This window comes from Streptosporangium sp. NPDC051022 (assembly GCF_040683035.1).
In the GTDB taxonomy this organism is placed as follows: Bacteria; Actinomycetota; Actinomycetes; order Streptosporangiales; family Streptosporangiaceae; genus Streptosporangium.
This window is the reverse complement of the sequence record NZ_JBFBCF010000011.1, coordinates 132,185-157,842: the sequence shown is the minus strand read 5'-3', so window position 1 is coordinate 157,842 and position 25,658 is coordinate 132,185. Positions and strand designations below refer to the sequence as shown.

Annotated in this window: 21 protein-coding genes; 16 read left to right on the top strand and 5 right to left on the bottom strand. The window is 67.6% G+C overall.

Annotated elements, in window-relative coordinates; all coding sequences use genetic code 11:
- Positions 1 to 221: 221 nt before the first annotated feature.
- The 5 genes from AB0N02_RS19935 (at position 222) to AB0N02_RS19915 (ending at position 4,229) form a co-directional block, all read left to right on the top strand.
- Positions 222 to 872, top strand: coding sequence for a DUF998 domain-containing protein (locus AB0N02_RS19935; RefSeq protein WP_363948400.1), 651 nt, complete (start codon positions 222 to 224; stop codon positions 870 to 872).
- A 144-nt stretch (positions 873 to 1,016) separates the two neighbouring features.
- The gene (locus AB0N02_RS19930) at positions 1,017 to 3,221 is read left to right on the top strand and encodes a nitrate- and nitrite sensing domain-containing protein (RefSeq protein WP_363948398.1); all 2,205 of its coding nucleotides are present in this window, start codon (positions 1,017 to 1,019) and stop codon (positions 3,219 to 3,221) included.
- Positions 3,222 to 3,322: 101 nt separating this feature from the next.
- On the top strand, positions 3,323 to 3,712 hold the full coding sequence (locus AB0N02_RS19925; protein WP_363948395.1) for a roadblock/LC7 domain-containing protein: 390 nt from the start codon (positions 3,323 to 3,325) through the stop codon (positions 3,710 to 3,712).
- Entirely contained in the window at positions 3,709 to 4,086 is a 378-nt protein-coding gene (locus AB0N02_RS19920; RefSeq protein WP_363948392.1) for a DUF742 domain-containing protein, read from the top strand. The genes AB0N02_RS19925 and AB0N02_RS19920 overlap by 4 nt, the downstream gene beginning before the upstream one ends.
- Before the next feature lie 8 nt (positions 4,087 to 4,094).
- Positions 4,095 to 4,229: a hypothetical protein gene (locus AB0N02_RS19915; protein ID WP_363948389.1), complete on the top strand. Its 135-nt coding sequence runs from the start codon at positions 4,095 to 4,097 to the stop codon at positions 4,227 to 4,229.
- Positions 4,230 to 4,362: 133 nt separating this feature from the next.
- On the opposite strand, the gene AB0N02_RS19910 is transcribed toward AB0N02_RS19915, so the two are convergent.
- Positions 4,363 to 4,593 (bottom strand): hypothetical protein, encoded by a 231-nt coding sequence (locus AB0N02_RS19910; protein ID WP_363948386.1) that lies wholly within the window; start codon positions 4,591 to 4,593, stop codon positions 4,363 to 4,365.
- A gap of 89 nt (positions 4,594 to 4,682) precedes the next feature.
- On the opposite strand from AB0N02_RS19910, the gene AB0N02_RS19905 reads away from it, so the two are divergent.
- From AB0N02_RS19905 to AB0N02_RS19865, 9 genes are all read left to right on the top strand, one after another.
- On the top strand, positions 4,683 to 5,282 hold the full coding sequence (locus tag AB0N02_RS19905; RefSeq protein WP_363948383.1) for a TetR/AcrR family transcriptional regulator: 600 nt from the start codon (positions 4,683 to 4,685) through the stop codon (positions 5,280 to 5,282).
- Positions 5,273 to 5,761: a cupin domain-containing protein gene (locus AB0N02_RS19900; RefSeq protein ID WP_363948381.1), complete on the top strand. Its 489-nt coding sequence runs from the start codon at positions 5,273 to 5,275 to the stop codon at positions 5,759 to 5,761. Before AB0N02_RS19905 ends, AB0N02_RS19900 begins: the two co-directional genes overlap by 10 nt.
- Before the next feature lie 236 nt (positions 5,762 to 5,997).
- Complete coding sequence (locus tag AB0N02_RS19895; RefSeq protein ID WP_363948378.1) at positions 5,998 to 8,160, top strand: protein kinase; 2,163 nt, start codon at positions 5,998 to 6,000, stop codon at positions 8,158 to 8,160.
- Positions 8,161 to 8,420: 260 nt separating this feature from the next.
- Positions 8,421 to 10,400, top strand: coding sequence for an FHA domain-containing protein (locus AB0N02_RS19890; protein ID WP_363948376.1), 1,980 nt, complete (start codon positions 8,421 to 8,423; stop codon positions 10,398 to 10,400).
- A 264-nt stretch (positions 10,401 to 10,664) separates the two neighbouring features.
- The gene (locus AB0N02_RS19885) at positions 10,665 to 11,849 is read left to right on the top strand and encodes a methyltransferase domain-containing protein (protein ID WP_363948374.1); all 1,185 of its coding nucleotides are present in this window, start codon (positions 10,665 to 10,667) and stop codon (positions 11,847 to 11,849) included.
- Between the two features lie 286 nt (positions 11,850 to 12,135).
- Entirely contained in the window at positions 12,136 to 14,085 is a 1,950-nt protein-coding gene (locus AB0N02_RS19880; protein ID WP_363948371.1) for an AfsR/SARP family transcriptional regulator, read from the top strand.
- 701 nt (positions 14,086 to 14,786) lie between these two features.
- Positions 14,787 to 16,397 (top strand): VCBS repeat-containing protein, encoded by a 1,611-nt coding sequence (locus tag AB0N02_RS19875; RefSeq protein WP_363948368.1) that lies wholly within the window; start codon positions 14,787 to 14,789, stop codon positions 16,395 to 16,397.
- A 110-nt stretch (positions 16,398 to 16,507) separates the two neighbouring features.
- Positions 16,508 to 18,283 carry a GH25 family lysozyme gene (locus AB0N02_RS19870; protein WP_363948365.1) on the top strand — a complete coding sequence of 592 codons (1,776 nt, stop codon included), beginning with the start codon at positions 16,508 to 16,510 and terminating at the stop codon, positions 18,281 to 18,283.
- Between the two features lie 388 nt (positions 18,284 to 18,671).
- Positions 18,672 to 19,127 (top strand): GNAT family N-acetyltransferase, encoded by a 456-nt coding sequence (locus tag AB0N02_RS19865; RefSeq protein WP_363948653.1) that lies wholly within the window; start codon positions 18,672 to 18,674, stop codon positions 19,125 to 19,127.
- Positions 19,128 to 19,223: 96 nt separating this feature from the next.
- On the opposite strand, the gene AB0N02_RS19860 is transcribed toward AB0N02_RS19865, so the two are convergent.
- Positions 19,224 to 19,835, bottom strand: a complete 612-nt coding sequence (locus AB0N02_RS19860; protein WP_363948363.1) for a DUF6879 family protein — start codon at positions 19,833 to 19,835, stop codon at positions 19,224 to 19,226.
- On the bottom strand, positions 19,828 to 20,097 hold the full coding sequence (locus tag AB0N02_RS19855) for a hypothetical protein (protein WP_363948360.1): 270 nt from the start codon (positions 20,095 to 20,097) through the stop codon (positions 19,828 to 19,830). The genes AB0N02_RS19860 and AB0N02_RS19855 overlap by 8 nt, the downstream gene beginning before the upstream one ends.
- A gap of 626 nt (positions 20,098 to 20,723) precedes the next feature.
- Here AB0N02_RS19855 and AB0N02_RS19850 point away from each other — a divergent pair.
- Positions 20,724 to 22,853, top strand: a complete 2,130-nt coding sequence (locus AB0N02_RS19850; protein WP_363948357.1) for a tetratricopeptide repeat protein — start codon at positions 20,724 to 20,726, stop codon at positions 22,851 to 22,853.
- A 56-nt stretch (positions 22,854 to 22,909) separates the two neighbouring features.
- Here AB0N02_RS19850 and AB0N02_RS19845 read toward each other — a convergent pair whose 3' ends face one another.
- Positions 22,910 to 23,326: a hypothetical protein gene (locus AB0N02_RS19845; protein ID WP_363948354.1), complete on the bottom strand. Its 417-nt coding sequence runs from the start codon at positions 23,324 to 23,326 to the stop codon at positions 22,910 to 22,912.
- Between the two features lie 286 nt (positions 23,327 to 23,612).
- Complete coding sequence (locus AB0N02_RS19840) at positions 23,613 to 24,716, bottom strand: hypothetical protein (RefSeq protein ID WP_363948352.1); 1,104 nt, start codon at positions 24,714 to 24,716, stop codon at positions 23,613 to 23,615.
- 388 nt (positions 24,717 to 25,104) lie between these two features.
- Between AB0N02_RS19840 and AB0N02_RS19835 the strand changes: the two genes are divergently transcribed.
- On the top strand, positions 25,105 to 25,644 hold the full coding sequence (locus AB0N02_RS19835) for a hypothetical protein (protein ID WP_363948350.1): 540 nt from the start codon (positions 25,105 to 25,107) through the stop codon (positions 25,642 to 25,644).
- Positions 25,645 to 25,658: the final 14 nt, after the last annotated feature.

The following is a 25,658-nucleotide window of genomic DNA, read 5'->3' as shown; positions in this document are numbered from 1 at the left end:
GCCGCATCGCGGGCCCGAGATCGGCCACGGGACGGCGGGAGACCGCCGGTGAGCGCCCGTCCCACCGGAACGGAGGCCCACCCCGCCCCGTGGTGGGCGGCGCTCCGGGAGGTGTGGGCGAGGGAGCCGGACTTCGGGGCGGGGGTCTCAGGGGTGGGTCAGGGTCGGGTCAGGGGTGCCGCCGGATGTCTAAGGGACGCTCCTGCGGACAGTCTTGGGGCATGCTCGCGTTGAAGAGGCTCTACCCGCCGGTCGCGTGTGCCGGGATCGCGGTGGCCGTCGGGGCGGTGGTCGCCGGTCAGATCGACCCGACCCCTCATCCGGACCCGTTCGATCTGACGATCGGCGAGTACGCCGCCGTCGAGGGCAGCGGAGCGACCGAGCTCGCCCTGGTGGCGCTGGCGGTCGCCGCCTTCGCGCTGACCGCCGGGCTGCGGGCGGCCAGGGCGCCGCTGGGGGTGACGGCCGAGCGGCTGATGGTGGTGTGGAGCGCGGCGTTGACCGTCATGGCTCTCGTGCCCGCGGGGGCGCCGGGCACCGTACCGGGCCTGGGCGACCGGATCCACGGTTACGCCTCGGCCGTGGTGTTCGTCGCGCTGCCGGTGGCGGGCGCGCTCATGGTGACGTGTCTCGGCGAGGACGAGCGATGGAGGGTGATCGCCCGGCCGGTCGAGTGGCTGGCGCTGGCCTGTGGGTTCGGGTTGGTCGCGGTCACTTACGTGGCGCTTCCCGGTGATCGGATGCTCATCGGCCTGGCGGAGCGGGTGCTGCTCGCCGGGGAGATCGCCCTGGTGGCGGTGCTCGCCGTACGGCTGGCCTATCTGAACCGGGTACGGAGCGCCACCCGCGCCTCGCACGCCGCACTCGGCTGACTTGTCACTTTTCTTTACTAATTCATGACATGTCACAAATAGGATACGAATACTCTGCCTTCTCAGTGCTATCCTCATCGGCGATCTAGAGATGCTCCGGAGGTCTCCGCCTTCGGCGCTCCGAGAGCGAACCGATGAGGTGACATGGCATCGAGCAGGCCCATTCGGTTCAAGATCTCGGCGCTGCTGGCGATCCCGCTGATCTCGCTTCTCGCCCTGTGGGGCTTCGCCGCGACCGTCACGGTCGGCGACTCGATGAGCCTGCTCACGATCTCCACCCTGTTCGACACCGTCGGCAAACCGGGTAACGAACTGGGCAACGCGATCCAGCGGGAACATCTGATCTCGGCCGAGTACCTGGCCACCCGCTCCGACACGGTCAGGGCCGACCTCACCGTGCAGCGCACCGCCACCAACCAGGCACGTCTGCGTTTCCGCGAGCAGACGAACACCGAATCGGCGAAGTCGGCGATGAGCCAGGAGATGAAGATCCGGTTCAACGAGGTGATGAACCGGCTCAACGCCCTCGAATCGATCCGGGCCAAGGTCGACAACGGCCGGATCGGGCTGGTCGGCCTCTCCCGTGACTTCTCCCTGGTGCCCGAGGCGCTGAACCGGCTCTTCAGCACCATGAGCCTCAACAACGACCTGCCGCTGTACCAGCAGTCGCGCAGCCTCAACATGGTCACCTACGCCAAGGACCTCTTCAGCCGTGAGCGGGCGCTGGCCACCGGGGCACTGGCCATGGGGCGGGCGCTGGCGCCGAGCGAGCTGAAGCTGTTCAACGAGCTCGCCATCAACCGGGGCTTCCTGCTGGAGCAGTACCTGCCCGAGCTGGAGCCGAGGCTGCGCCAGCCCTTCGGCGGGATGATGACCTCGACGATCTACACCCGGTACACCGGCTACGAGGAGACCCTGCAGGAGGGGGAGACCGTCGCCCTGTCCGACTGGCGTTCGGCGGGCGACGACCTGGAGGTCGTCTACGAGCGGGCCCTGACGGCGGTCAGCCTCTCCCTCGCCGACCGGGCCGCCCCGTCGGCCGCGACGACCTTCACCAGGGCGGGAATCGCGGGTGCGCTCGGTCTCGTCGCGGTCGTCGCCTCGCTGCTGGTCTCCTACCGGGTGGGCAGCGGGCTCACCCGCGAGCTGGCCGGAGTACGGCGGGCCGCCATGGAGGTGGCCGAGATCCGGCTGCCGCGGGTCATGGAGAAGCTCCGCAGGGGCGAGAACGTGGACGTGTCGGCCGAGGCGCCGCCCCTGGAACCGCTGGGCAGCACCGCCGAGATCCACGACGTCGCCGCCGCCTTCGACAGCGTCCAGGACCGCGCGGTGCGCTCGGCCGTCGAGCAGGCCAAGCTGCGCGAGGGCGTCGCACAGTCCTTCCGCAACCTGGCCCGCCGCAGCCAGTCCCTGCTCCAGCGTCAGCTCAAGCTGCTCGACGGGATGCAGAAGCAGGCCGAGGACCCCGCGGCGCTGGAGAACCTGTTCCTGCTCGACCACCTCACCACCCGAATGCGCCGCCACGCGGAGGGCCTGGTGATCCTCTCCGGCGGGGCCGCGGGCCGTAAGTGGCGCTCCTCGGTCCTGATGGAGGACGTACTGCGCGGCGCCGCGGCCCAGGTCGAGGACTACGCCCGGGTGCGGATCTACCCCATGGCGGGCAGCACCCTGGTCGGTAGCGCGGTCGCGGACATGATGCACCTGTTCGCGGAGATCATCGAGAACGCCACGGTCTTCTCCCCGCCGGGAGGCGAGGTGTCGATCCGCGGCGAGCTCGTCGGCCGGGGCTTCGCGATCGAGATCGAGGACCGGGGTCTGGGCATGACCGCGGAGAAGCGTGCCTCGATCAACGAGCGTCTGGCCAGCCCGCCGGAGTTCGACCCGGCGGAGACCGACCGCCTCGGGTTCGCGGTGGTGGGCCTGCTCGCCGCGAGGTACGGCGTCAGCGTGACGCTGCGCCCCTCGCCGTACGGCGGGACCGGCGTGGTCGTCCTGCTCCCCGAGAACCTGCTGGGCGACCCGGAGCCGGTCGAACCGATGATTCCGGTGCCGCTGCCGGCCGAGCCCATGCCCTCCGAGATCACCGGGACCGTCGAGCCGGTACGGCCGCTTCCCGCGGACCTGTGGAAGACGACGTCGCTGCGGCGCGGCAACGCCGGGCTGCCCCGCCGGGTCCGCCAGGCCAACCTGTCGCCCGCCCTGCGGCAGGACGGCACGCGCCAGGAGCCCGAGTCGGCCGCCGACATCGTGGAGCGGTCGCCGGAGGAGGCGCGGGCGCTGCTGAACTCCTTCCAGTCGGGATGGCGGCGCGGGCGGTCCGAGGGCGAGAACGACGGTACAGAGCAGTGACGATCAGGGTTCTGGAACGGAAGGCGGTCCGTTGTGCCGGGCCTCCGGCCGACCGCGACCCACAGCAAGCATGATCATCAAAGGGGAAGGGGTTCAATCACGTGCCGGGCGAGCTTTATTGGCTTCTGGATGATTTCGTCACGAGTGTGGCGGACGTCACCCACGCGCTGATCCTGTCCAACGACGGGTTGATGATGGCCTCCTCCCGGGGCCTGAGCAAGGAGGACGCCGACCACCTGTCGGCGGTGGCCTCCGGTTTCCAGAGCCTGGCGAAGGGGACCAGCCTCCAGTTCGGGGGCGGGGCCGTACGCCAGACCATGGTGGAGATGGACTCCGCGTTCCTCTTCGTCACCTCGGCCGGTCAGGGCAGTTGCCTGTCGGTCATGACCAGCGGCGCCGCCGACGTGGGCCTGATCGCCTACGAGATGGCCCGCCTCGTCACTCGCGTCGGCCAGCATCTGGCCACCGCCCCACGGGTGGCCGGCCAATGAGCGACGAGGTCGAGTGGGTCGACGAGGAGGCGGGGCCCGTCGTCCGCCCCTACGCGCTGACCGGAGGCCGGACGACGACGTCGACGTCCTCCGCCGCGTTCGACCTGCTGTCCATGGTGGTCGCGAACGGCTCGGTGATCTCGGCGGGCTCGCACCTGGGGTCCGAGCACCGGCGGCTGCTCGGCCTGATGAAGCGGACCCGGCCGATCGTCGAGGTCGCCTCCGAGTCGGGGCTGCCGATCGGCGTGATCAAGGTGCTCCTGGGCGACCTGCTCGACCAGGGGCTGATCCTGGTGCGTTCGCCGCTTCCGGCGAACACCTCGCCCGCGGAGGGTCTGCTGCGGGAAGTCATCAGCGGCCTGCGGGCCCTGTGAGCCGTCTCGTGGGCGTTGCCGTGTACGGTCCGGCGGGGGTGGCCGGCCGTACGGTGAACGGCATCGTGAACGGCACCGAGAACGGCACCGAGAACGCCCCGTGCGCCGCCGGAGGGCACGGGGAGAGCACCACGGAACGCTAGTCCCCAGTCCCGTCGTCCCTCGTTCCAGGGGGCCGGGGCGTCCGCGCCTTCCGCGTATCCGGCCGACCGTGTCATCACCGGTCCCGGCACGCGCCCGAGCGCCGCCGCGACGCGCGGCCGTACCTTTTGATCATCACACAGCGTCATCGCGCGAGACCCCGGTGTGCCATCTCGCCTTCGTGCCGTTCAGGGGGCGACGCCGAGGCCCGCCGTCGCTCCGCCGAGGATCCGCCCCGGCGTCGAGCCCGGCGAGATCGAGCCGGACACCCGCCCCGTGCAGGTCGTCGCCGAGGTGATGGGCGACGACGCTCATGTCCGGGCGCGCCGAGGCGGCGAGGTGACCGTGGGCCGTACGTCCGGTCATCCATCAATTACGAAACTTTGGTTGCGTAATTGGCTCGCGAGGGGTAGCTTCTATTCCGCTACAAGAGTTTCGAAATGAAGGGGGTCGCCATGGCGCCTCGCGGACGGCCACGCGACACGCAGGTGGACGAGCGAGTGCTGCGGATCGCCGCCGCCCTGATCTTCGAACGCGGCTACGCCGGTCTGTCCATCGACGAGGTGGCCGAGCAGGCGGGCGTGGCCAAGACCACGCTGTACCGCCGCTGGCCGACCAAGGATCACCTGGCCGTCGCGGTGGTGGCCCGGCTGCAGGCCGACGACGAGATCACCGACACCGGCGACATCCGGGCCGACCTCGTCGACTACATGGAGAAGATCGCCGCCGGGCTCAACCGCATGCGCGCGGCGGGCGGCCGCGAAGACCCGTCCGCGGGGACCGTCGGCGAGCTCGTGGCGGCCGCGGCCAGGCACGAGGACATCGGCCGGCTGACCCGCGAGCAGTACGCCGAGCGCAACACCATCGCGCTCGCCCTGATCGAGCGTGCGCGTGTGCGCGGCGAGCTGCGCGCCGACCTTGACGCCGAGGCGCTGTTCGACCAGCTGGCCGGCGCCCTCTACTACCGAGTAATGATCACAGGTGCGCCGGTCGACCGGGCCTACGCAGAGCGGCTCGTGTCCTCCGCGCTCGAAGGGAGCCTGACATGTCGCTGATCACGGAAACGGCCGTCGTCCGCGAGGTCGACGCCGAGACCATCATCTCGCCCACGGCCACGGGACGGCTGCTGCTCGACTCCGGCGACACCGGTGGCGCGCTGAGCACCCTCAGGATGACGCTCGCCGAAGGCGCGGACGGCGCCGTGCCCCACCACCACACCACGTCGACCGAGCTGTTCTACATCCTGGAGGGCAAGGCCCGCGTCCTGGCGGGCGAGGAGATCGTGACGCTGGCGGCGGGCGATGTGGCGGCCGTGCCCCCGCTGACACCCCATGCCTTCGCCGCCGCCCCCGGCCACACCGCCGACCTCCTCATCGTCGTCGCCCCCGGCATCCAGCGCTTCGAGTACTTCCGCCTGCTCGACCGCCTCCGCAGGGGTGAGGCCACGCTTGAGGAACTGCTGGCCTCCCAGGACGTGTACGACAACCACTTCCTCGACAGCCCCGTCTGGACACGCGACCGCCAGGCGTCCTGATCCCCACCTGTATCGAAGGAGATCTCTCTGGCTTTTCCAGGTACTACAGGTCCCGTTGTCCCGAGCGAGTTGTTAGGTAAGTCGGAATCGCCGGTCAAATACGTCTTCCCCGGGGCATGATCGACGCACCATGATCTGAACAGCAGAGGTGACGGCTCTTCTCCCGGCTGCCCACGGTCGGACGGCTCCACCGGTCACGGCTCAGGGCACACGCCGGTGGGAAAGGACGGTGAACGGTGGCCGAGGCGGGCCGGCTGAACAGGGGTGACCCCGAGCGCATCGGCGTCTACCGGCTGCTGGGGGTGCTGGGCAGCGGCGGCCAGGGCACCGTCTACCTGGGCCGGAGCCCCTCGGGGCAGCAGGTGGCGGTCAAGGTGTTGCACGCGCGCATGGCCGCCGACGACACCATGGTGCGGCGTTTCGAGCGCGAGGTCGCGCTCGCGCGGCAGGTGGCGGCCTTCTGCACCGCCACGGTGCTGGAGGCGGGGCTCAGCGAGGGGCGGCCCTACCTGGTCAGCGAGTACGTTCCCGGCCCCTCCCTCCAGGAACTGGTCGCCACCGGCGGTCCCCGCACGGGAAGCGGCCTGGAGCGTCTGGCGATCGCCACCGTCACCGCGCTCGAGGCGATCCACCGGGCCGGGATCGTGCACCGCGACTTCAAACCCACCAACGTGATCATGGGGCCGGAGGGGCCGGTGGTCATCGACTTCGGCATCGCCCGCATCCTGGAGACCACCGTCGCCACCACGGTCTCGTCGCTGGTCGGCACGCCGGCCTACCTGGCGCCCGAACAGCTCGCCAACCAGCCCGCCAGTGAGGCCTCCGACCTGTTCTCCTGGGCGGCCACCATGGTCTACGCCGCCACCGGCCACCAGGCCTTCGCCGGGGAGCACGCCGCGGCGGTCATGAGCACCATCCTCACCCGCGAGCCGGATCTGGAGGGGGTGCCCGAGCCGCCGCGCGCGCTCCTGGCCGCCTGCCTGGCCAAGGACCCCCGGGACCGTCCGGGGGTGGACGAGGTGCTGGCGGTGCTGACCGGCCGGGTCCGGGGCGCGCGACCGGACCGGCGCACCGGCGCCTTCGCCGGCACCCCCGAACCGTCTCCTCCCGCCGTCACTCCCGCGGGGTCTTCCGCGGTCACTCCCGACGGCATTCCCGCGGGGTCCCCCGCCGTGGAGGAAGCCGTCGCGCCGGCCTCCCGCCCCGTGACGGACGGGCCGGCGGGCGAGCCGTTGCTCCACGGCTCCGCGACGCCGGTCTCCTCGGCGGCACGGAACGCGATCGTCACCGGGGACGGGCCGCGCGGGACGGCGCGGCCGAGGCCGTCCTTTCCGCGCGGCCGTATCGGATGGATCGCCGTGGCGACGGTCTGCGTCGCGCTCGTCGCGCTCTCCGTGCCCTTCTGGCCCTCCGGGAGGGAGACGGCGGTGGGCGCCGGTCAAGGACCGGCGGTGATGTCGGGGGAGATGGGCCACCAGGGCGACGACATCTGGGGGGCGGCGATCGCGGAGGTGGGCGGCAGGCCGGTCGCCGTCACCGGCAGCATGGACAACTACCTGCAGATGTGGGACCTGACCACGCGCAAGCCCGTCGGCGGGCCGATGACGGATCATGAGGAGGACGTGTGCGCGGTGGCGGTCGGGCAGGTGAACGGCAAGCCGGTCGCGGTCACCGGCAGCGCGGACCACACGGTCCGGATGTGGGACCTGACCACGCGTACGGCCCTCGGCCAGCCGATGAGAGGTCATACGGGGAATGTGTGCGCGGTGGCGGTCGGGCAGGTGGGCGGTAAGCCGGTCGCGGTCACCGGCAGCGCGGACCACACGGTCCGGATGTGGGACCTGACCACGCGCGAGGCCATCGGCGGGCCGATGAAAGGTCATACCGACGAGGTCTGGGGGCTGGCGGTCGGGCAGGTCGGCGGCAAGCCGGTCGCGGTCACCGGCAGCCCGGACGACACGGTCCGGGTATGGGATCTGACCACGCGCCAACCTGTGGGTGAGCCGATGACGGATCACACGGGGGACGTGTACTCGGTGGCGGTCGGGCAGGTGGGCGGTAAGCCGGTCGCGGTCACCTGCAGCGCGGACGGCACGGTCCGGGTGTGGGACCTGGCCACGCGCACGGCCGTCGGCCGCCCGCTCACCGGCCACACCCAATTCGTCACGGTGGTGGCGATCGGGCAGCTGAACGGCAGGCCCATCGCCGTCACCGGCAGCTGGGACAGGAGCGTGCGGGTGTGGGATCTGACCACGCACGAGGCCGTCGGCCGCCCGCTCACCGGCCACACCAGCACCGTCTACGCGGTGGCGGTCGGGCAGGTGAACGGCCGGACCGTCGCCGTCACCGGCAGCAGGGACACGTCCGTGCGGATATGGGACCTGAGCGGCATGAAATGAGTCATGTCGTTTTTCCGGAAAACGACTTTCCGTTTCTCACCCTTGTTCACCGAACGCGCGGCCGGTACGCCGTCAAATGTCCTGGTCAATGTGTACGGGCGGGGCTTATGAGCGTTCGGTGTCGTCGGCGGAAAAATTTCACATACTATGCGATGACCTGTGGCGAGCGGTGACCCATATTTTTCGTGGCCTTTTCCGGAGCCGCGAAGCGTGACACGATAAACGATCACATCGGTTTCCGGCGGAGAGGAGCGCGGCCCATGCCGTATGCGATTGTCGGGCACGAGGGTCCTCTCGCCGGACAGCGGTTTCCGATCGGCGAGGAACCGATGACCTTCGGCCGCCGGGGCGACAACAACGTGGTGATCACGAGTGAGAGGGCGTCGCGCTTCCACGCGGAGGTGCGTCACGAGGCCGGCGACCACGTGCTGCACGATCGCGAGAGCCGCAACGGGACCTTCGTCAACGGGAGGAAGATCACCTCCCATGTGCTCCGGCCCGGTGACACGATCGCCATCGGCGGGGAGACGTTCCGCTTCGAGGTGTTCGACGAGCTGGAGACGGTCGCGGACGCCTCCCTGCTCCAGACGGTCGTCAGGCGCCTTCCGGGCGTCGGATCGGAGCAGGTCCTGCACGTCACGGTCTCCGGTGGCGGCCCTGTCGGGCTGAGCCTCGCCCTGCTGCTCGAACACCTCATGGGGCACCGGGTGGCCATCACGATGTACGACGGCCGCTGGACCCGGGACGGGGAGCGGATCGTGTGGAGGAACGCGGCCCAGGGCAACAACCGGCGGCAGCAGGTCGTGACGGTCCAGAGCCGCCAGTACCTCAACCTGCCGGAGGAGGTCCAGGCGCGGCTGTTCACCGCCGGGTCCCACACCGAGATGTGGCCCGCCGGTCCCGATTCGATTCGCGGCTACAGCCCGCGGAACATTCGGATCGCCTATATCGAGGACACGCTGCTCGACATGGCGAACGAGAAATCCGACCGCATTCGCCTGGTTCCCGAGAACTTCGACCCGGTCGAGCACCACGACACCGTGGCGCAGGACCATGTGCTGGCCATCTGCGAGGGCGGGCGCTCACGAACCCGGGAGCATTTCACCGAAAGGTTCGGAAAGGCCGACAAGTCAATATACTCGCTTGACGGCCACCACGTGCAGGACATTGTGCTCGGCATACGGGTGAAGTCCGACTTCTCGGACCCCATGACCGTTCTTCTGACGGTGGCGCAGAATCGTTTTCTGCTGAACTCGCTGCGCGGCGAGGGGTTCCTGAACATGCGCCTCACCGACGAGGAGGCCAAGGAGGTCATCGGCATCGACCCCGTCAGGCGCGTGTTCGAGGAATGCATCGCCTCCAACCCCTGCCTGATGGAACGGACCGAGAACGGCAACTTCCACTGCTCGACACATCGGACACTGTTCCTGCCCGCCCTCGTCAGGGGATCGGCACTGTGGGAGCGGGTGCGGGAGGGGCTGACGTTCTTCGGCGTCACGGAGGACAACGTGAGCGCGGTCACCGGCTTCCGGCTGGACATGGTGCAGCGCCCGCGGTTCACCGCCCGGCTGTTCTTCCCGACGCCGGACACACCGGGAACGTACGGGTTCCTCCTCGGGGACGCGGCCAACGCGATCCACTTCTGGCCGGGACGCGGGCTCAACAGCGGGCTGGCGTCGGCCATCTCGCTGGCGCGCTCCCTCAACCGCAACTGGCGGGGGCGGCCGTTCCGCGACGCCGACTTCGTCCGCCACGAGGCCGCGATGTCGATGCTGCAGTACCGGCACAAGAGCCGCGCGTGGAACGCGATGGTGGCCGCCGACGAGCACGGGGTCACCCGGGCGATCAAAGACAAGATCGCTCAGGGCCTCGACGAGGGCGCCGCGGGTTCGGACCGGAACGCGGACATCGACACCCTGATGGAACGGCTCCGGCAGATTCGCGACCGCCTGTCACCGCGGATTCCCGGCATGCCCGACGACGCGGCCCTCATCGAGCACCTGCGCGCGCTGCAGACCGAGACGGTGCGCTCCCTGGTGGTCAGCGGCGCGTGGGACACGCTGACCGTCGGAGGCGAGGAGGTCGACATCGACATCTTCGACTCCCCGGTCCCGTCGGAGACCCCCAAACCGGACGACGGCCCGCCCGTGAGGCACACCGAGGACACGCGCGAGCGGACCGAGGTGATCCCGAGGGGTCTGGGCACACAACGCGTACGGGAACGCAACGAGACCGATTGAGGACCGTCCCCCAGACGGCGCCCCCTGCCCGATCGCCCGGCCGTGACAGTGACGGAAATGTGCCCCGAACACCACGGTCCGTGACGTTACGCTTGTCGGCGAACACCCAACGTCAGCAGTTCGACGAGAGGGGAGACGCATGGGAGACCACGCGGGAAAGCCGGCTGAGGACAAAAGACTCGTCCCGGGCGCGCCGAAGGGGCCGGAGCTGGACGGTGGCGCGCCACCCGGGAAGCACGAGAAGCCGGAGCCGGACCCGAAGAAGTGATCCCGGAAACCGGGCGGCGGAGGTTACGCGACCTTCTGGTGGAGACGGGCGCGCTGACCTCCGACTGGATGGCCGCCTACGAGGAGGTTCCCCGGGAGCTGTTCCTGCCCGACGTGATGTGGCCCGACGACGGCGGGATCGCCGTCTCCAAGCTCGACGACCCCGAGAGGTGGCGTCGCTGGGCCGACGCCGATGTGCCCATCGCCACCCAGTGGGACGACGGCCGGCACACCGGAACCGCTCCAGGTGAGGTGGCCAGCAGTTCCAGCTCCGCGCCGGGTCTGGTGTTCTGGATGTTCACCGAACTGTCGGTGTTCGACGGGGCGAAAGTGCTGGAGGTCGGTACCGGAACCGGCTGGTGCGCCGCCCTGCTGTCGGCCCGGCTCGGCGAGGCGAACGTCGTCTCGGTCGAGGTGGACGAGGCGGTGGCCGAGACCGCGCGCGAGGCCCTGGCCTCGGCGGGTCGGTATCCGAGGCTCGTCGTCGGTGACGGCCTGCTCGGCTGGCCGGAAGGCGCGCCGTACGACGGGGTTCTGGTGACCGCGGGCGTCCGGCAGGTGCCTCGGGCCTGGATCGAGCAGACCCGCCCAGGCGGTGTGCTGGTGATGCCGTGGGGGACCCACTACACCGGGCAGAGCGCCATCGCCCGGCTGGTCGTGGCCGACGACGGAACCGCGAGCGGATGCTTTTCCAGAGCCACCCGGTTCATGCGGATCCGCGCCCAGCGCCTGGACTGGCCCGCCTACGAGGACTACCTTCCCCCCGGCGACGACTGGCCCGCCGGGACCCGCCGCTCGACCGCCGGCCTGCCGGTCGAGGAGGTGATGGACGAGTCCGGCTACGCCGCCTTCGACTTCGTGACCGGCCTGCTGGTCCCCGAGTGCGTCCGAACCTTCGCACGCGGTCCAGACGGGATACAGACCATGTGGCTGTTCGGCTTGGGGGACCGGTCGTGGGCGGCGGTGTACTTCGACGAGGGCGACCCCGCCGCCTCGCGGGTCTACCAGGGCGGGCCGCGCGGTCTGTGGGACGAGGTCGAGGCCGCCCACCGGTGGTGGGCCGAGCGGGGACGGCCGGGGCATGAGGAGTTCGGGCTGACCGTCACCGCCGACGGCCGTCAGCGGGTGTGGCTGCGGGAGCCGTCCTCACCCGTCCCGCTGTCTCCGGCTTCGAGACCTTGAAAGCGGGCCACGGAGGACGCCCGGTGAGTTCCGGCTCCGTCAGGCCGGCGGACGCACGCAGAGTGCGTAGCCTGCTGCCAAGCGACGGTCTCTTCGGCGCGAGCTTCCGCGGCTGAACCTTGCGCCCGCGGTAGGAACTGTTCATGCTGTCTTAAAGATCCTCTGAACCACCCCCGCCACGCCGACGCCTTGATCCATCGAACCTCCGTTGGCGTCGACGGGTGGGCGCGCCGGGGGGGCGCGCCCGCACGCTGCTGTTCAGCATCGATGCAACGGGGAGTGACGGGTGGAGTTTCGGCTGTTGGGGCCAGTCGAGGTGATGGCCGCAGATGGGGCGGTCCCGCTGGGGGGAGTCAAACCGAAGGTGCTGCTGGCCGCGCTGCTGCTCGAACAGGGGCGCGTCGTGCCGACGGACCGTCTGATCGACATCATCTGGCCGGATGATCCGCCGGAGACCGCCAGGGCCGCGATACAGACCTACGTCAAGACGTTACGCCAGGCGCTGGCCCGCGCAGGCATCCTGGATGTGATCGTCACGCGTGCGCCCGGCTACCTCGCCCAGGTGCCCACCGGAGCCGTCGACGTCGGCCTGTTCGAACGGCACGTGGCCGACGCGCGACAGGCGTCCACGCCGGAGGAGACCTCCATCCTGCTGGAGGCCGCGCTGGCGTTGTGGCGCGGGCCCGCTCTCGCCGGGCTGGGCGATTCGACGCTGGCCGGGGAGGCCGCCCGGCTGGAACAACTACGGCTGACCGCCACAGAGGAACGCATCACGGCCGACCTGGCGCTGGGACGGCATGGCTGGCTGGTCGCGGAACTGGCCTCGCTGGTCGAGCGCCATCCGGACAACGAGCGGCTGCGCGGCCAGTACATGACCGCTCTGTACCGGCTCGGCCGCCAGTCCGACGCGCTGGCCTCGTTCCGGGAAGGCCGGCGGATCCTGGCCGAGGAACTCGGGGTGGACCCGGGGCCGGAGCTGACCGCCCTGCACCACGCGATCCTGCGTGGCGACCCGGCTCTGCTGACGTCGATGTCCGGTGAGACCGCCCGCGTCGCCGTGCCGGCCCAGTCGCCGCTGTCGCCGGCCGACTTCACCGGTCGTTCGCCGGAAAGCTCCGCCCCAATCGACGGCAAGCTCGCCGAAGACATCCTGGAAGGCCTGGCCGACGCACAGATGGTGGACTTCGGCCGGATCGACGACCTGGGCACGCTCCGCGGGGTGCCACCGGAATACGGCAGCTTCGGGCCGCCATCTGTTCTGAACTGGGGCTTTGCAGAGCCTCCGGCCAGGCGCCCAGAAACGTACACGTTCTCGGACGACAGACTCACCCGCACGAATACCGTCCGAAAACCTACGTCCAAGAAGCCCCTGCCGCTCGACGGCCAATACCAGCCGTATTCCGGTGACACCCAAAGAAGCCCCTGCCGCTCGACGGTCCATGCCGGTGGTGTTCCGGTGGCACCCGCTCACCACCAGATTCCCCGCGCCCTGCTGCACGACCCGGCCGTGCCCGGCCTGGCCGTGGCCATCTGGTGCCGGATCGAACAGCTCATGAGCCTCAACGACGAGCAGGTGGCCACCATGTCCCGCGAGAAGATGGCCGCGGAGTTCGGCGTCTCGCCGGCCACCCTGGACCGGGCCCGCCAGGTGCTGATCAAACGGCGGTGGCTGGCCTGCGCCCAGCCGGACCGCACCGGCACCACCCGCCAGCGCGTCCTGGGCCACCCCCGGCAGACCGGCCAGCCGTACGCCCACGTGCCCGCCTGGGCGCTGACCCACGTGGTCAACCCCGCCACCGGCGCGCTGCGGCGCGAGACCTGGTGCCCGCGCTGCTGCGCCGGGGCCGTCTCCGAGCGCCTGGAGACGGTCCGGGCGGCCTGGCGGTGCGCGCAGTGCTGGACCGCCTTCTACGCCGTCACAGCCGACGAATGGCGCTCCTGGGCGATCCTGGTCGACCGGGCCGATGAGGGCGACATGGGCTGGGAGCGGACGGGGATCCACAAGTGGGTCGGCGCCGACACCGTCGCCCAGTGGTGGAACGTCAGCCTCGACACCGTCCGGCGCCGCTTCGCCGCGCTGAGCGCGGCCCTGCTGGTGACCACCCGGGCCCGGCCCGGCAAGTCCACCGTCTGGCAACCCGCCATCGACGCCGACGACGCCGAGCGGACCAGCACCCACGCCCCCCGCGCCGCTGAGGACCCGACCCCCCGCGTGCGCAGCCGCCTGCCCCGCTGAGGACCCGACCCCGCTGTGCAGCCGCCCGCGCCGCACGCGGCCCCCGATCGCGCCCTGAAAGACGTTTTGGCCACCACTCCCCGCACCGGTGAGGAGCCGCCCCCGGCGAAACTGACGACCCACCCCCGCAGACCTGCGCACCCACCCCCGGCACCGATGACCAAGGCGGCCCTTCATCAGACCCCGGGCAGCCATGACGGGGCAGGGCCGGCCGCGTTTTCCGCCATGCTCGGCCTGCGTTGGCGGCGTTATCGGCGTCGGCGACGGGGAGCGTTTTCACGCCGTCGAGTAAGGGTGTCGGTAAGAAAAAGTAAGGGTGCAGATAATAGATGGCAGGGAGGCCGGTAAGGGGCGTGTCGCCGGTCATAAAACGCAATGTCGCTGCAGTCGAAAAAGGTGTGCCCTTATAGAGGTTTCGGCTCGCCGACCTCGCCGAAACCCCCCGGTTAAGGCCGTTGACCTGTATCTTCTCTCTTATTGGCGGCTGGTGACGCGTTTCTTAACGGCGCCCCCAATGCGGTCTTAACGGCACCCCGAATACGGCGAGCCCGGCGGAGGCGCGGCCGCGTTCTGAAAATTTTGAAGAACCCCTAAAAAAACCACTGAAAATCATCTCCGCCGAGTTTCACCGTGTTTTCAGTGCCTCAATCGAACCTTTCGGTGCACGGGACGAAATCCCCTCTCCCACCCGGAAGGTTCCCATGATTAACAATCGCCTGATCTCCGGCGCGCTCAGCATTGCGGCCGTGGTCTCCCTCAGCTTCACAGGGGCGGCGGTGACCACCCTCACGGCCGCCGCCCCGGCCGAGGCCGCATCCACGGCCGGCGGCCAGATCACCCGATCGGAGGTGCTGGCCCGCGCCCAGAACTGGGTCAACCGCGAGGTGCGGTACAACCTCACGCGGGCCTCGAGCACCCTCTACACCGACGCCGAAGGGGCCCACAAGTACGGCCCGGACTGCTCCGGCCTGGTCTCCATGGCATGGCACATCAACGCGAACTTGGGCAAGGGCGGCAATAGCACCAACGACTTCGAGTCCTGGAGCGGAAAGGATTATCTGGGCAGCCTGCACGACCTGAAGCCGGGGGACGCGATCCTGAAGTCCGGCCACATGGAGCTGTTCGCCTCATGGAAGAACGCCGGCGATCACACCCAGGGCGCGTGGACCTACTCCCTCAACGGTGGAGCGGATCCGGACGGCGACGGCTGGCAGGACGACTGGGCCAAGGGGCCGACGACGAACTCCCGCGGCAAAAGGGGTGACGAGTCGTGGTCGAGCATGCAGAACTACCGCCCGATCCGATACAAGAACATCGTCGACGACCCGCCCCCGCAGACGCCGTCCGCGCCGGTGTATCAGACGTTGGGTGACTTCGACGGTGACGGTAAGAAGGACATCGCCGGGATCGCGGGCGATGGGCTGTGGATTCACCGCAACACCAGTACTCCGGGGAACTTCTCCACGAGTGGTGTGTTCATCTCCAATGGGTGGCGTACGGTCAGCAAGTTCATGGCCGGTGACTTCGACAATGACGGCAAGGACGACATTCTCGGTTTCAACGGTGGCGACGAGCTCATGATCTGGCGTAGTACCAGCGACGCCACCTCCTTCAGTTTCCAGGCGTACAAGAGTCTGGGCGGCGGCTGGAGTAGCTTCGACAAGCTCATGCCTCTGGCCGACTACGACGGTGACGGTAAGAAGGACATCGCCGGGCTCGCGGGTGACGGGCTGTGGATTCACCGCAACACCAGTACTCCGGGGAACTTCTCCACCAGTGGTGTTTTCATCTCCAATGGGTGGCGTACGGTCAGCAAGTTCATCAACACCGACTTCGACGGTGACGGCAAGGCCGACATCATCGGCTTCAACGGTGGCGACGAGCTCATGATGTGGCGCAGCACCAGCGACGCCAACAGTTTCAGCTTCTCGCCGTACAACAGCCTGGGCCCCACCTGGGGCAACATGAACAAGCTCCTGCCTCTGGCCGACTACGACGGCGACGGCAAGAAGGAGATCTCCGGGATCGCCGACGACGGTCTGTGGATCCACCGCAACACCAGCACTCCCGGCAACTTCTCCACCAGCGGCGTGTTCGTCACCAATGGGTGGCGTACCGTCAGCAAGTTCATCGGCGCCGACTTCGACGGTGACGGCAAGGACGACATCATCGGCTTCAACGGCGGCGACGAGCTCATGATCTGGCGCAGCACCAGCGACGCCAACAGTTTCAGCTTCTCGCCGTACAAGAGTCTGGGCACCAGCTGGGGCAACTTCGGCTACAAGATCCTCACCTCCGCCCCCACCGACTGACCGCCCTGCCCGGTGCCGGTGACCAGCGGCTCACGCCGGTCACCGGCACCCACCCCCCGGCAGACGCCGGCGATTCACGAAACTCGACCTTCTCACTGCTTGGAGCAGTAATGTCTGCGATATCAGTACAGGCCGGCCGACGGCTGGGGTGGGCACGGCCCCTCATCGCCGTGGTCATCGCCATTGGATTGGGCGCGTTCGCTCAGCCGGGCACCGCGAGCGCCACCCCTCCGGCGGGCACGTACCCGGTCAAGGGCGTGGACGTCACCGAGTATCAGCACCCCAATGGGGCGTCGGTGAACTGGGCCCAGATCCGCCAGTCGGGCGTCACGTTCGCGACTCTGAAGGTGACCCGGGGAACGAACAAGACCAACTCCTACTTCCGCGGCGACCTGGCCGCCTCACTGGCGCAGGGGATCGCCACCGCGCCGTACCACTACCTGACCGGCACCAGCTCGAACGCCGCCGCCCAGGCGGACTTCTTCATCAACACCGCTCGCGCGGCCGGCTACACCGGGCACCGGTCCGGCGAGCTGCCGCCGATCCTGGACCTGGAGTGGACCGACGACGGCACCAGCTCCTGCCCGCCCTACACCACCGTCTCGTTCGCCCAGACCTGGCTGGACAAGGTGCAGGCGGCGTTCGGCGTCAAGCCGTGGATCTACACGTCCAGGGGCTTCACGACCACCTGCATGGGCAGCACCACCGCGTTCTCGTCCTACCCGCTCCAGGTCGCCGACTACAGCACCAGTCGCACCACACCGGCCGTTCCGCCCGGTTGGAGCACCTGGCTGATGTGGCAGTACGCCGAGACCGGAAGCGTCCCCGGCGTTCCCACGACCAACGTGACGCTGGACGTCTTCAACGGCACCCAGGCCCAGCTCGACGCTTTCGCCAACCGCAATGCCCCGGCGCCGCCTGCGCCGGTGTATCAGACGTTGGGTGACTTCGACGGTGACGGTAAGAAGGACATCGCCGGGATCGCGGGCGATGGGCTGTGGATTCACCGCAACACCAGTACTCCGGGGAACTTCTCCACGAGTGGTGTGTTCATCTCCAATGGGTGGCGTACGGTCAGCAAGTTCATGGCCGGTGACTTCGACAATGACGGCAAGGACGACATTCTCGGTTTCAACGGTGGCGACGAGCTCATGATCTGGCGTAGTACCAGCGACGCCACCTCCTTCAGTTTCCAGGCGTACAAGAGTCTGGGCGGCGGCTGGAGTAGCTTCGACAAGCTCATGCCTCTGGCCGACTACGACGGTGACGGTAAGAAGGACATCGCCGGGCTCGCGGGTGACGGGCTGTGGATTCACCGCAACACCAGTACTCCGGGGAACTTCTCCACCAGTGGTGTTTTCATCTCCAATGGGTGGCGTACGGTCAGCAAGTTCATCAACACCGACTTCGACGGTGACGGCAAGGCCGACATCATCGGCTTCAACGGTGGCGACGAGCTCATGATGTGGCGCAGCACCAGCGACGCCAACAGTTTCAGCTTCTCGCCGTACAAGAGCCTGGGCCCCACCTGGGGCAACATGAACAAGCTCCTGCCTCTGGCCGACTACGACGGCGACGGCAAGAAGGAGATCTCCGGGATCGCCGACGACGGTCTGTGGATCCACCGCAACACCAGCACTCCCGGCAACTTCTCCACCAGCGGCGTGTTCGTCACCAATGGGTGGCGTACCGTCAGCAAGTTCATCGGCGCCGACTTCGACGGTGACGGCAAGGACGACATCATCGGCTTCAACGGCGGCGACGAGCTCATGATCTGGCGCAGCACCAGCGACGCCAACAGTTTCAGCTTCTCGCCGTACAAGAGTCTGGGCACCAGCTGGGGCAACTTCGGCTACAAGATCCTCACCTCCGCCCCCACCGACTGACCGCCCTGCCCGGTGCCGGTGACCAGCGACTTACGCCGGTCACCGGCACCGACTGTTGTCAGCCCGGTTCGGTGAGGCCGGCACCTCAGCGCGGAGTTCGACGTCCAGATCGACACGCGCCGTCCCGCCCGCGTCCGCGGGAGATTCACCGTCCCCCACCCTCACCGGAGGACACGGATCCACCGCTGCCTCCCCAGATGACCGTACGGAAGATCGTTGAGAGTCTGTTCACGCCCGATTACCCGCGGATCCTCTGGACAGAGGCTTGATGTGATGTGAGATGGGATCCATGAGCCAGGTGGAGACGAGCCGTCTCGGTCCCGAGGGGACCCGGGGGCACTTCGATGAGATTTAGAGGGTCTACGCTGTCGCGTTCCCGGAGTACGACCTGGGGGACCACAGGCGGCGGACTCTCCGGCAGGCCGAATCGGCCGGGTTCGAGGCGGTGACGGCCCGGGAGAACGGCGTGCTGGTCGGCTTCGTCTACGGCCTGCCGCTCTCACCGCGTTCGACGTGGTGGGAAGGGCTCCAGCTGGCCCGGCCCGGTGACTTCACCGTCGAGACCGGGCGGCGGACGTTCGCGGTGATCGACCTGGCGGTGCTGCCGTCCCATCGCGGCAGAGGGCTCGGCAGGCGCCTCATGGGCGAGCTGCTCGGATCACGGCCCGAGGAGCGGGCGACGCTGGCCACCGACCCGGGCAACCCGGAGACGCAGCGCATGTACGAGCGGTGGGGATGGAACAGGGTGGGGCTGACCCCGGGAGCCAAGGGGGAGACCTTGAATGCGTTCGACCTCTACGTGATCGCCCTGCGGTCCACGGGAGAGGCGAGCAGCTTCCGGTAACCGGCCACGGCAGAGGTCCTCCGCTCGGTTGCGGGCACCGCCTCAAGGACCTCGTCGGCCAGCTGGGTCACCATGCTGCCTCCCTCAGGTCTGTGCTCAATAACTAACAGAAGGCGGGGTTAGCGAAGCGATTTCTCGGTCGAAGAACTCCCCGAAACCTTCTCCTCGATCAAAGAGAACGTCGAACCCGGCGGACGTTTCGTGGATCACTTCCTGATCTGTAAAACGATTTGCTCCCGCGGCATTGCCGTCATCGTCGTATATCACTTCATAAATGACCTCGTCTCCGAGGACCACGACCTCGGGTACGGGCCGCTCCTGTTCGATGTCGGAGATGTTGCGGGCGTCCATTACGCGAATGTTGTCGCCTAATTCAACACGTAGGCGGAGGACGAAAAACTCCCACTGGACATACGGAGTGACAGGGAACTCTACGACGCGAAGACGACGCTCCAAAATCCCAAGCTTGGCGGCGTTTTGGAATTGCTGGGTGTAGATTTCACGCTTCTCCTCGATCAGAGATAGCGCCTCATCCCACTTGCCGGCTGCGAAGGACTCCCAGCTCGCAAAGCCCCGCTCCTTGAAGTTCTGTCCACGTTCGAGCTTTTTCAGGGAGCGGATACCGCCCTCGTAGGTGCGACGAAAGTCCTCGTGGTATTTTGGTCGCGTCAGACGTTCGGAGGTGCTTTGTTGAAATAATTCAAACACTGGGGATGTCCGGCTTTGCTGCAATCATCATACTTCTCGGAATTACTACGAGGCTTTCGTCGGCGCCGATCGATACCCCTGTTGGCAGGGAGTTCTTGAGCGGGACTGTCAGATCTCTGCCGATGATGGCGATGTCCCCGTTGTCGAGTTCCCATATATCGGGGCAGTCGGGATTATCAGTTGTGATCTCCAGCTCCTGCGGTGACCTGCCCAGACGCCTCTTGAATCCCGTCGTCGGGTCAGCTTCCCATGGTCTTGTCATGCCCACCATCTCCGGGGGAGGCTCCTGCAATGTGCAGTTGACTCAAAATAGCTCCGGCCTATCCGGTGGTCAACCTGCTTCAGAGGTCCTTGCCCGTTCGACTCGGCGGTGCGATCATGTTATCTATAAATAGCATGATTACGGCAACGTGTTACGAGCATTAATGTCTGGTTTTTGCTCGTAAGTTGGGAGTCGCGAAGTTAGGAAGGTCGTGGATGAGATCTGATCTCACTGTAGGTCGCCGGCCCCACTCTGGTCACAGCTATGGCCACTGATGTCTCGCGGCGTACTCGTGAGGAGATGATCAGTCCGTGGCGGCGACCGGAGCCACGCATGCGGGTGGAGCTGGGTTTCGCTAGATTTAAGGCGAGTCACGAAGAGGCGTTGCGGGCTTGCATGACCGGCGACCAAGAGACGCTGCGTGAGCCGCGTTCGCAACGGCATCTCCGGCGCCTACGCGTTGCTCATCCAAACACGGTCGAGGAACCGCGCGGGTTGCTCGGTGAATTCAGCCCGGCCTGCGCTACCGGCATCCCGGCGATCGCGCAGCACGGCTGCGCATCCGGTCCTGTGCGGGGTTACCAGGGTGAGCGAGACCATCACGGCATCGAGCCATGAGAGGCGCGATGGACGGCCACGCCGAGGATGGTGGCCGCGTCTACCAGACATCAGGTGACCAATACATCCATGAGCACCACCACCACGGCGGCGAAGGAACGGCCCGCGCCGGTCCCGACTCGGTCCGGCGACCGGCGGTCGGCCGGACACCGGTGGTTCTGCGTGATCGCCTTGAGGTGCTGGAGCGCTTACGGAAAAGTGTCGCGGCGGGCGCCGGTGGTGAAGTCTTCGTTCTGCACGGTATGGGAGGCTGCGGCAAGACGGCCGTTGCCCACGCCTTCTTCCAATTCGCAACAGAGATCGGTGGCCGAGTCGGCCTGTGGGTCAATGCCGCCGAGCGCGCGAGCTTACGTGCCGGCATGCTCGCTGTCGCCGCCGACCGTGGTGCCGGTGACGGCGAACTGCTGGCCGCTCGAAACGGCCTCCGTCCCGGAGCCGACCTTGTGTGGGAACGCCTCGACCGGTCCACCGAGCCTTGGCTGCTGGTGCTCGACAACGCCGACGATCCCGAGATTCTCCGGGATGGCAGCTGGTTGCGTACCAGTCCACGCGGAACAGTTGTGGTCACCACGCGCCGGGCGGCCGCCCGCTGGTGGCCAGGGGCAACACTCCAACACATTGGAGTGTTGCCGCGCGAGGACGCCGCGCAGGTGTTGTGTGACCTGGCTCCGCAGAGTGGCACGATGGAAGAGGCCACCAAGATCGCGGAGCGGCTTGGACGACTACCACTCGCACTCACGCTCGCCGGTGGCTTCCTCTCTCACCAGGTGCTCGCCCCCTGGACAATGGACGCCTATGGGCGCCGCCTTGAGGAAGGGAAACGTGTCGAGCTCATAGACCAGGGGGCTGATGCCTTGTCTGCTGAGGATCCTCGGCACTTGGTTGGACGGACCTGGCAGCTGACACTGGACGCATTCGACGCCCGTGGGCTGCCTGAAGCGGTGGCTCTGCTCAGACTGCTGGCTCGCTTCGCTCCCGAGCCACTGCCGCTGTCTCTGCTGGACAGTCCTGAAATCAGTGGTGTCCTCCCTCGTGCCCGCACTGAAACAGCATTGCGGGCGCTGCTCGATCAGTCACTCACCGAACTGGTCGACGTTGGCGTACGGTGTGTTCAGACCCACGCTGTGCTGCTTGACAGCGTCGCCACAGCCACGCCGTCTGAATCACTCGCGGCTCTCAACTCGGCAGCCGGCCGGTTGCTCGATGCCGCAGTACCCGCGGTTCCCGACGCAGGCCCGTACAACCCGCAGTTACGCCTGTTCGCGCCCCACGTGCTTGCCCTGTTGCGCCGGGTTGCGGACCCCACCGCCGTGGCTGACGTTCTGAGCGTGGCGACGCGTTTGGCCGTCGCGCTTTATCGAACCGGAGACTACCTGTCCGCCTGGGATACCTCCCGTCCCGCGATAGCTCTCGCGGAGCAAACTCTCGGCGCGGAGCACCGACTTGTGCTGAGCGCCCGCTCCAGGGCCGGCCGAGCGCTGTTTCGACTGGGAAAATATGCCGAGGCGGAGGTGATGCTGCAACACGCCCGCATCACTCAGGAGCGACTGTTCGGTACCGACGATCCCGACACCCTGGACAGCGGTCACGGTCTCCAGATGGTGGTGAGAAACCTCGGCAGACACGATGAGGCACTCTCTCTCCTCCGGGCCACGGTGACGGGCCGACGAAAGGTGCTGGGGCCTTTCCATCCGCTGACTCTCCGGTCCCAGGCCAGTCTGCTGACGATGCTGTCCGCTTCCGAGCTCGCCGCCGAAGAGAACGCCGCACTGCTTTCCTTGCCCGCACAATGTGAGCAGCATCTTGGCCCCGAGCACACGGTCACTCTGGGGGCCAGGCACAACCATGCTTGGGCGCTGTACGTACTGGGACGATTCGAGGAGGCGGGCGAGCAGATCCGATTAGTGGTCGATGGATATGAACGTCGTTTCGGCCCCGACTATCCGATCGCCCTCTCCGCGCAGCAGCTTCACGCCCGAATTCAGTCCGCACTCGGAAACTTGGATTCGGCTGTCGAGCTGATAAGTGATGTCGTGGCACGGCGGGAAGACGCTCTCGGATCCGATCATCCTTTCACGGCCGCGAGCAGAGAGCTCTTGACCGAGTTCGAGGAAAAGCGGCGGCGTTCCTCCCGTTAGCTCTCTGGATGATCATCTACAGAGGTCAACAGACGAGCCGCGTCGTCGGTGGGTTGTCATCGCTCGGTGATGTGCTGATCCCGGCCGGCTTGATACACACGGCCCTGACCACTGGCGGTCGCCTTCATCGCGATTTCGCTGAAATGCTTTCGCTCACTGAGGGACAGGGCCGGTGTGAGAACGTTGTCCAGCACCTGCTTCAGCTCGTTGAGGAGATCAGGGTCTTCTCGCAGGAGTTGCTGCAGTCGTATCTGCCAGGTTCCGGCAAGCGCACGTTCCGTATCAGTGTCTCCATCGCTGCGGGCGGCCAGGATCTGGAGGCGGACCTCTGCCAGTTCGTCTTCAACGGCCTTTTCCTGCTCGGGCCGCACTCGTCGCCACAGCGCGACCGCCCCTGAACGGGCCTGCTGCCAGGTGTCTGTGGCCATCGCCGTCACCAGAGCGGTTCCAGCGGCCAACACGATCGGATCCATGTCGCGTCCTTCCGATCAAACCACTTCCCGTCTCACGCTAAACGCTTGACTCGGTTCCAGCCAGAGAGGACCAGTCCAAACTCAATGGTTCTGGACGGCTGCTGACGTGAAGTGCGCGATGGAGCAGGAGAGCATGTCATGCCGTACTGATCAAGAAATGCGGGCGTGACGAGTTCACCTTTCATCGGTCAGGCCGGCTCCGCACCGGCAGGGCCCAAGGTGCTCATGCACCGCAACGATCAGATCCCGGTACCGGCGCGCCGACCCATACTCTCGGCCTCCCCCTTTACGTGATCGCCCTGCGGTCCACGGGGGAGGCGAGCAGTTCCCGGTAACCGGCGACGGAAGACCCTCTCCGTTCGGCTGCGGGCACCGCCTCAAGGACGTCGTCGGCCAGCCGGGTCACCATGGTGGTCCGATGCTCGACCGGGTAGGCCTCGTAGACGGCTTGAGCGTGCCGGACGCCTTCGGTCACATCGCCGGAGCGTACGTATCCAATGGCTTGGAGGAGGGCCAACTGGACCCGGAAACGGGGGCGGGGGTCGGACTGGCCCAAGGCTCTGTGCGTCTGGCTCACGGCCTGGTCAAGCTGATCACGGTCGCCGAGGTAGGCGTACACCCACGCCTGTGTATAGCCCAGCCGGTCGGCTCCCCACCCTTCGATGGAGTGGACGTCGCCCGCGACCGATCCGGGCAGCTTCTCGAATATCTCACCGCAACGGTGTAGTTCCGCCGCTGCTTCAGCGGGCCTGCCATGGAGCGCAAGCAACTGCGCACGGACGCCCGAGATATCGACGATTCCCCGATATGCGGAGCTGGCGTATCCGTCGAGCGCGGCGTCGGCGTGACGCAGGAGGACCGGTGTGGGACGCCGGTCGTAGAGCCCGTGAATCAGTTGCTCTCCCCTGATCCACATGCTCAAGTTTGGATCACCGGAAAGCTCGGCGGCGTCCAAGGCGGTCGCCCACCAGGGGCGGGCCTGACGGGACTGGCCGAGATTGCACAGCGTCTTGGCCATGAGGAACGACAGGCCGCCGGTCACCCGGCACCACGGGCGGAACAGCCGGTCGCGACTCCCGGTGCGGGACATCGCCTGCTTGACCGCGACGAGGTCGGCCGCCACCTCCCGGAGCAGCTGCTGCGGAGGAGTCAGCAGGTAGCTGTAGCCGTACTCGGCAACGGTCTCCTCCCACATCTCCACATCGAGGCGTTCGTCCCGCCCCAGGGACTGACCGACGCTGTCCCGGATCGTCTGGAGCGAGTCGAAGATCGGCGACGAAGTGATGCCGAGTGTCGCGAGTGTCTGCAGGAGTCTGCGTCGTTCCATCTCATCGTCCTCGTGTGACGCCTTTTTCTTGGAGAATAGGACGTCTTCATCGAGGTCGAACACCCGCGCATACGTCACTGCCCAGTCGCGTGGGTAATGCTTACCTTTCTCCCAATCACGGATTGATCTGGACAAAGAGGCGACCATCGAAGTGTCGCATCCGGCCTCTCTGAGCAGGTGGCGGGCCATTTCGTTCTTGCTCCAGCCACGCTTCTCACGCTCGGACCGCAAACGTGATGCCCATGCCGGGCATTCCGGAAAAGACACCGCTATATCACCCGCCCGTAAGTCACCGGGGTGGAGACAAAGTCTCCGCCTTCTCTCCGGCATTTTCCGTTACGGAGCGTGTTTCCGCTGGGGTTCACTGACAAAGCCCGAAAACGACAGCGGCCCCGGACGCGGCGATCTCACCCACCGGCCGGGGCCTTGATCAGGAAGGCACTCCTGACCCGTGAGCAAACCTAGTGCTCCGGTCCTCGACCGGACCACGTCAATCCACAACTGCGGCTGCTTCGCCGACGCCGCCCCCATGCCGATGGGCTGTGCCCTGTGCGGGCACGCCCCCTACGCGCACGGCTGCCCCGGCCGGCCCCCGGACCACGACTACGCGCAGCCGGACGGCGCGCTGATGAACGCCCGCCTGGAGGCCCGCCGCCGGTACGGCCCGCGAGGCATGCCCGCCGTACCGGACACCCGGCAGCCCCTCACCCCGGCTCCCGCCGACGATCCGGAGCCGCCGCCCGCCGCGACCGCCGTACGGCCCGCCCGGCCGCCGCTGCCCCGGCGGGTCCATCGCCCCTTCCCCCGGCCCGGAACACGGTTCGGCGTACGGCCCGCCGCCGCCAGACCCGTTCGGCGCGACGGAAGCCGACGTTCCGCACCTGGCGTCCGCGCGCACGCCCGCGCCCCCGGCGCGGCGGGAACCGCCCCGCCGACGCTCCGGCCGCCCGCGCCGTACAGCGCACCCGGTGTCTTCTTCCTCGTCACATAAGGCGGACCCGCCCG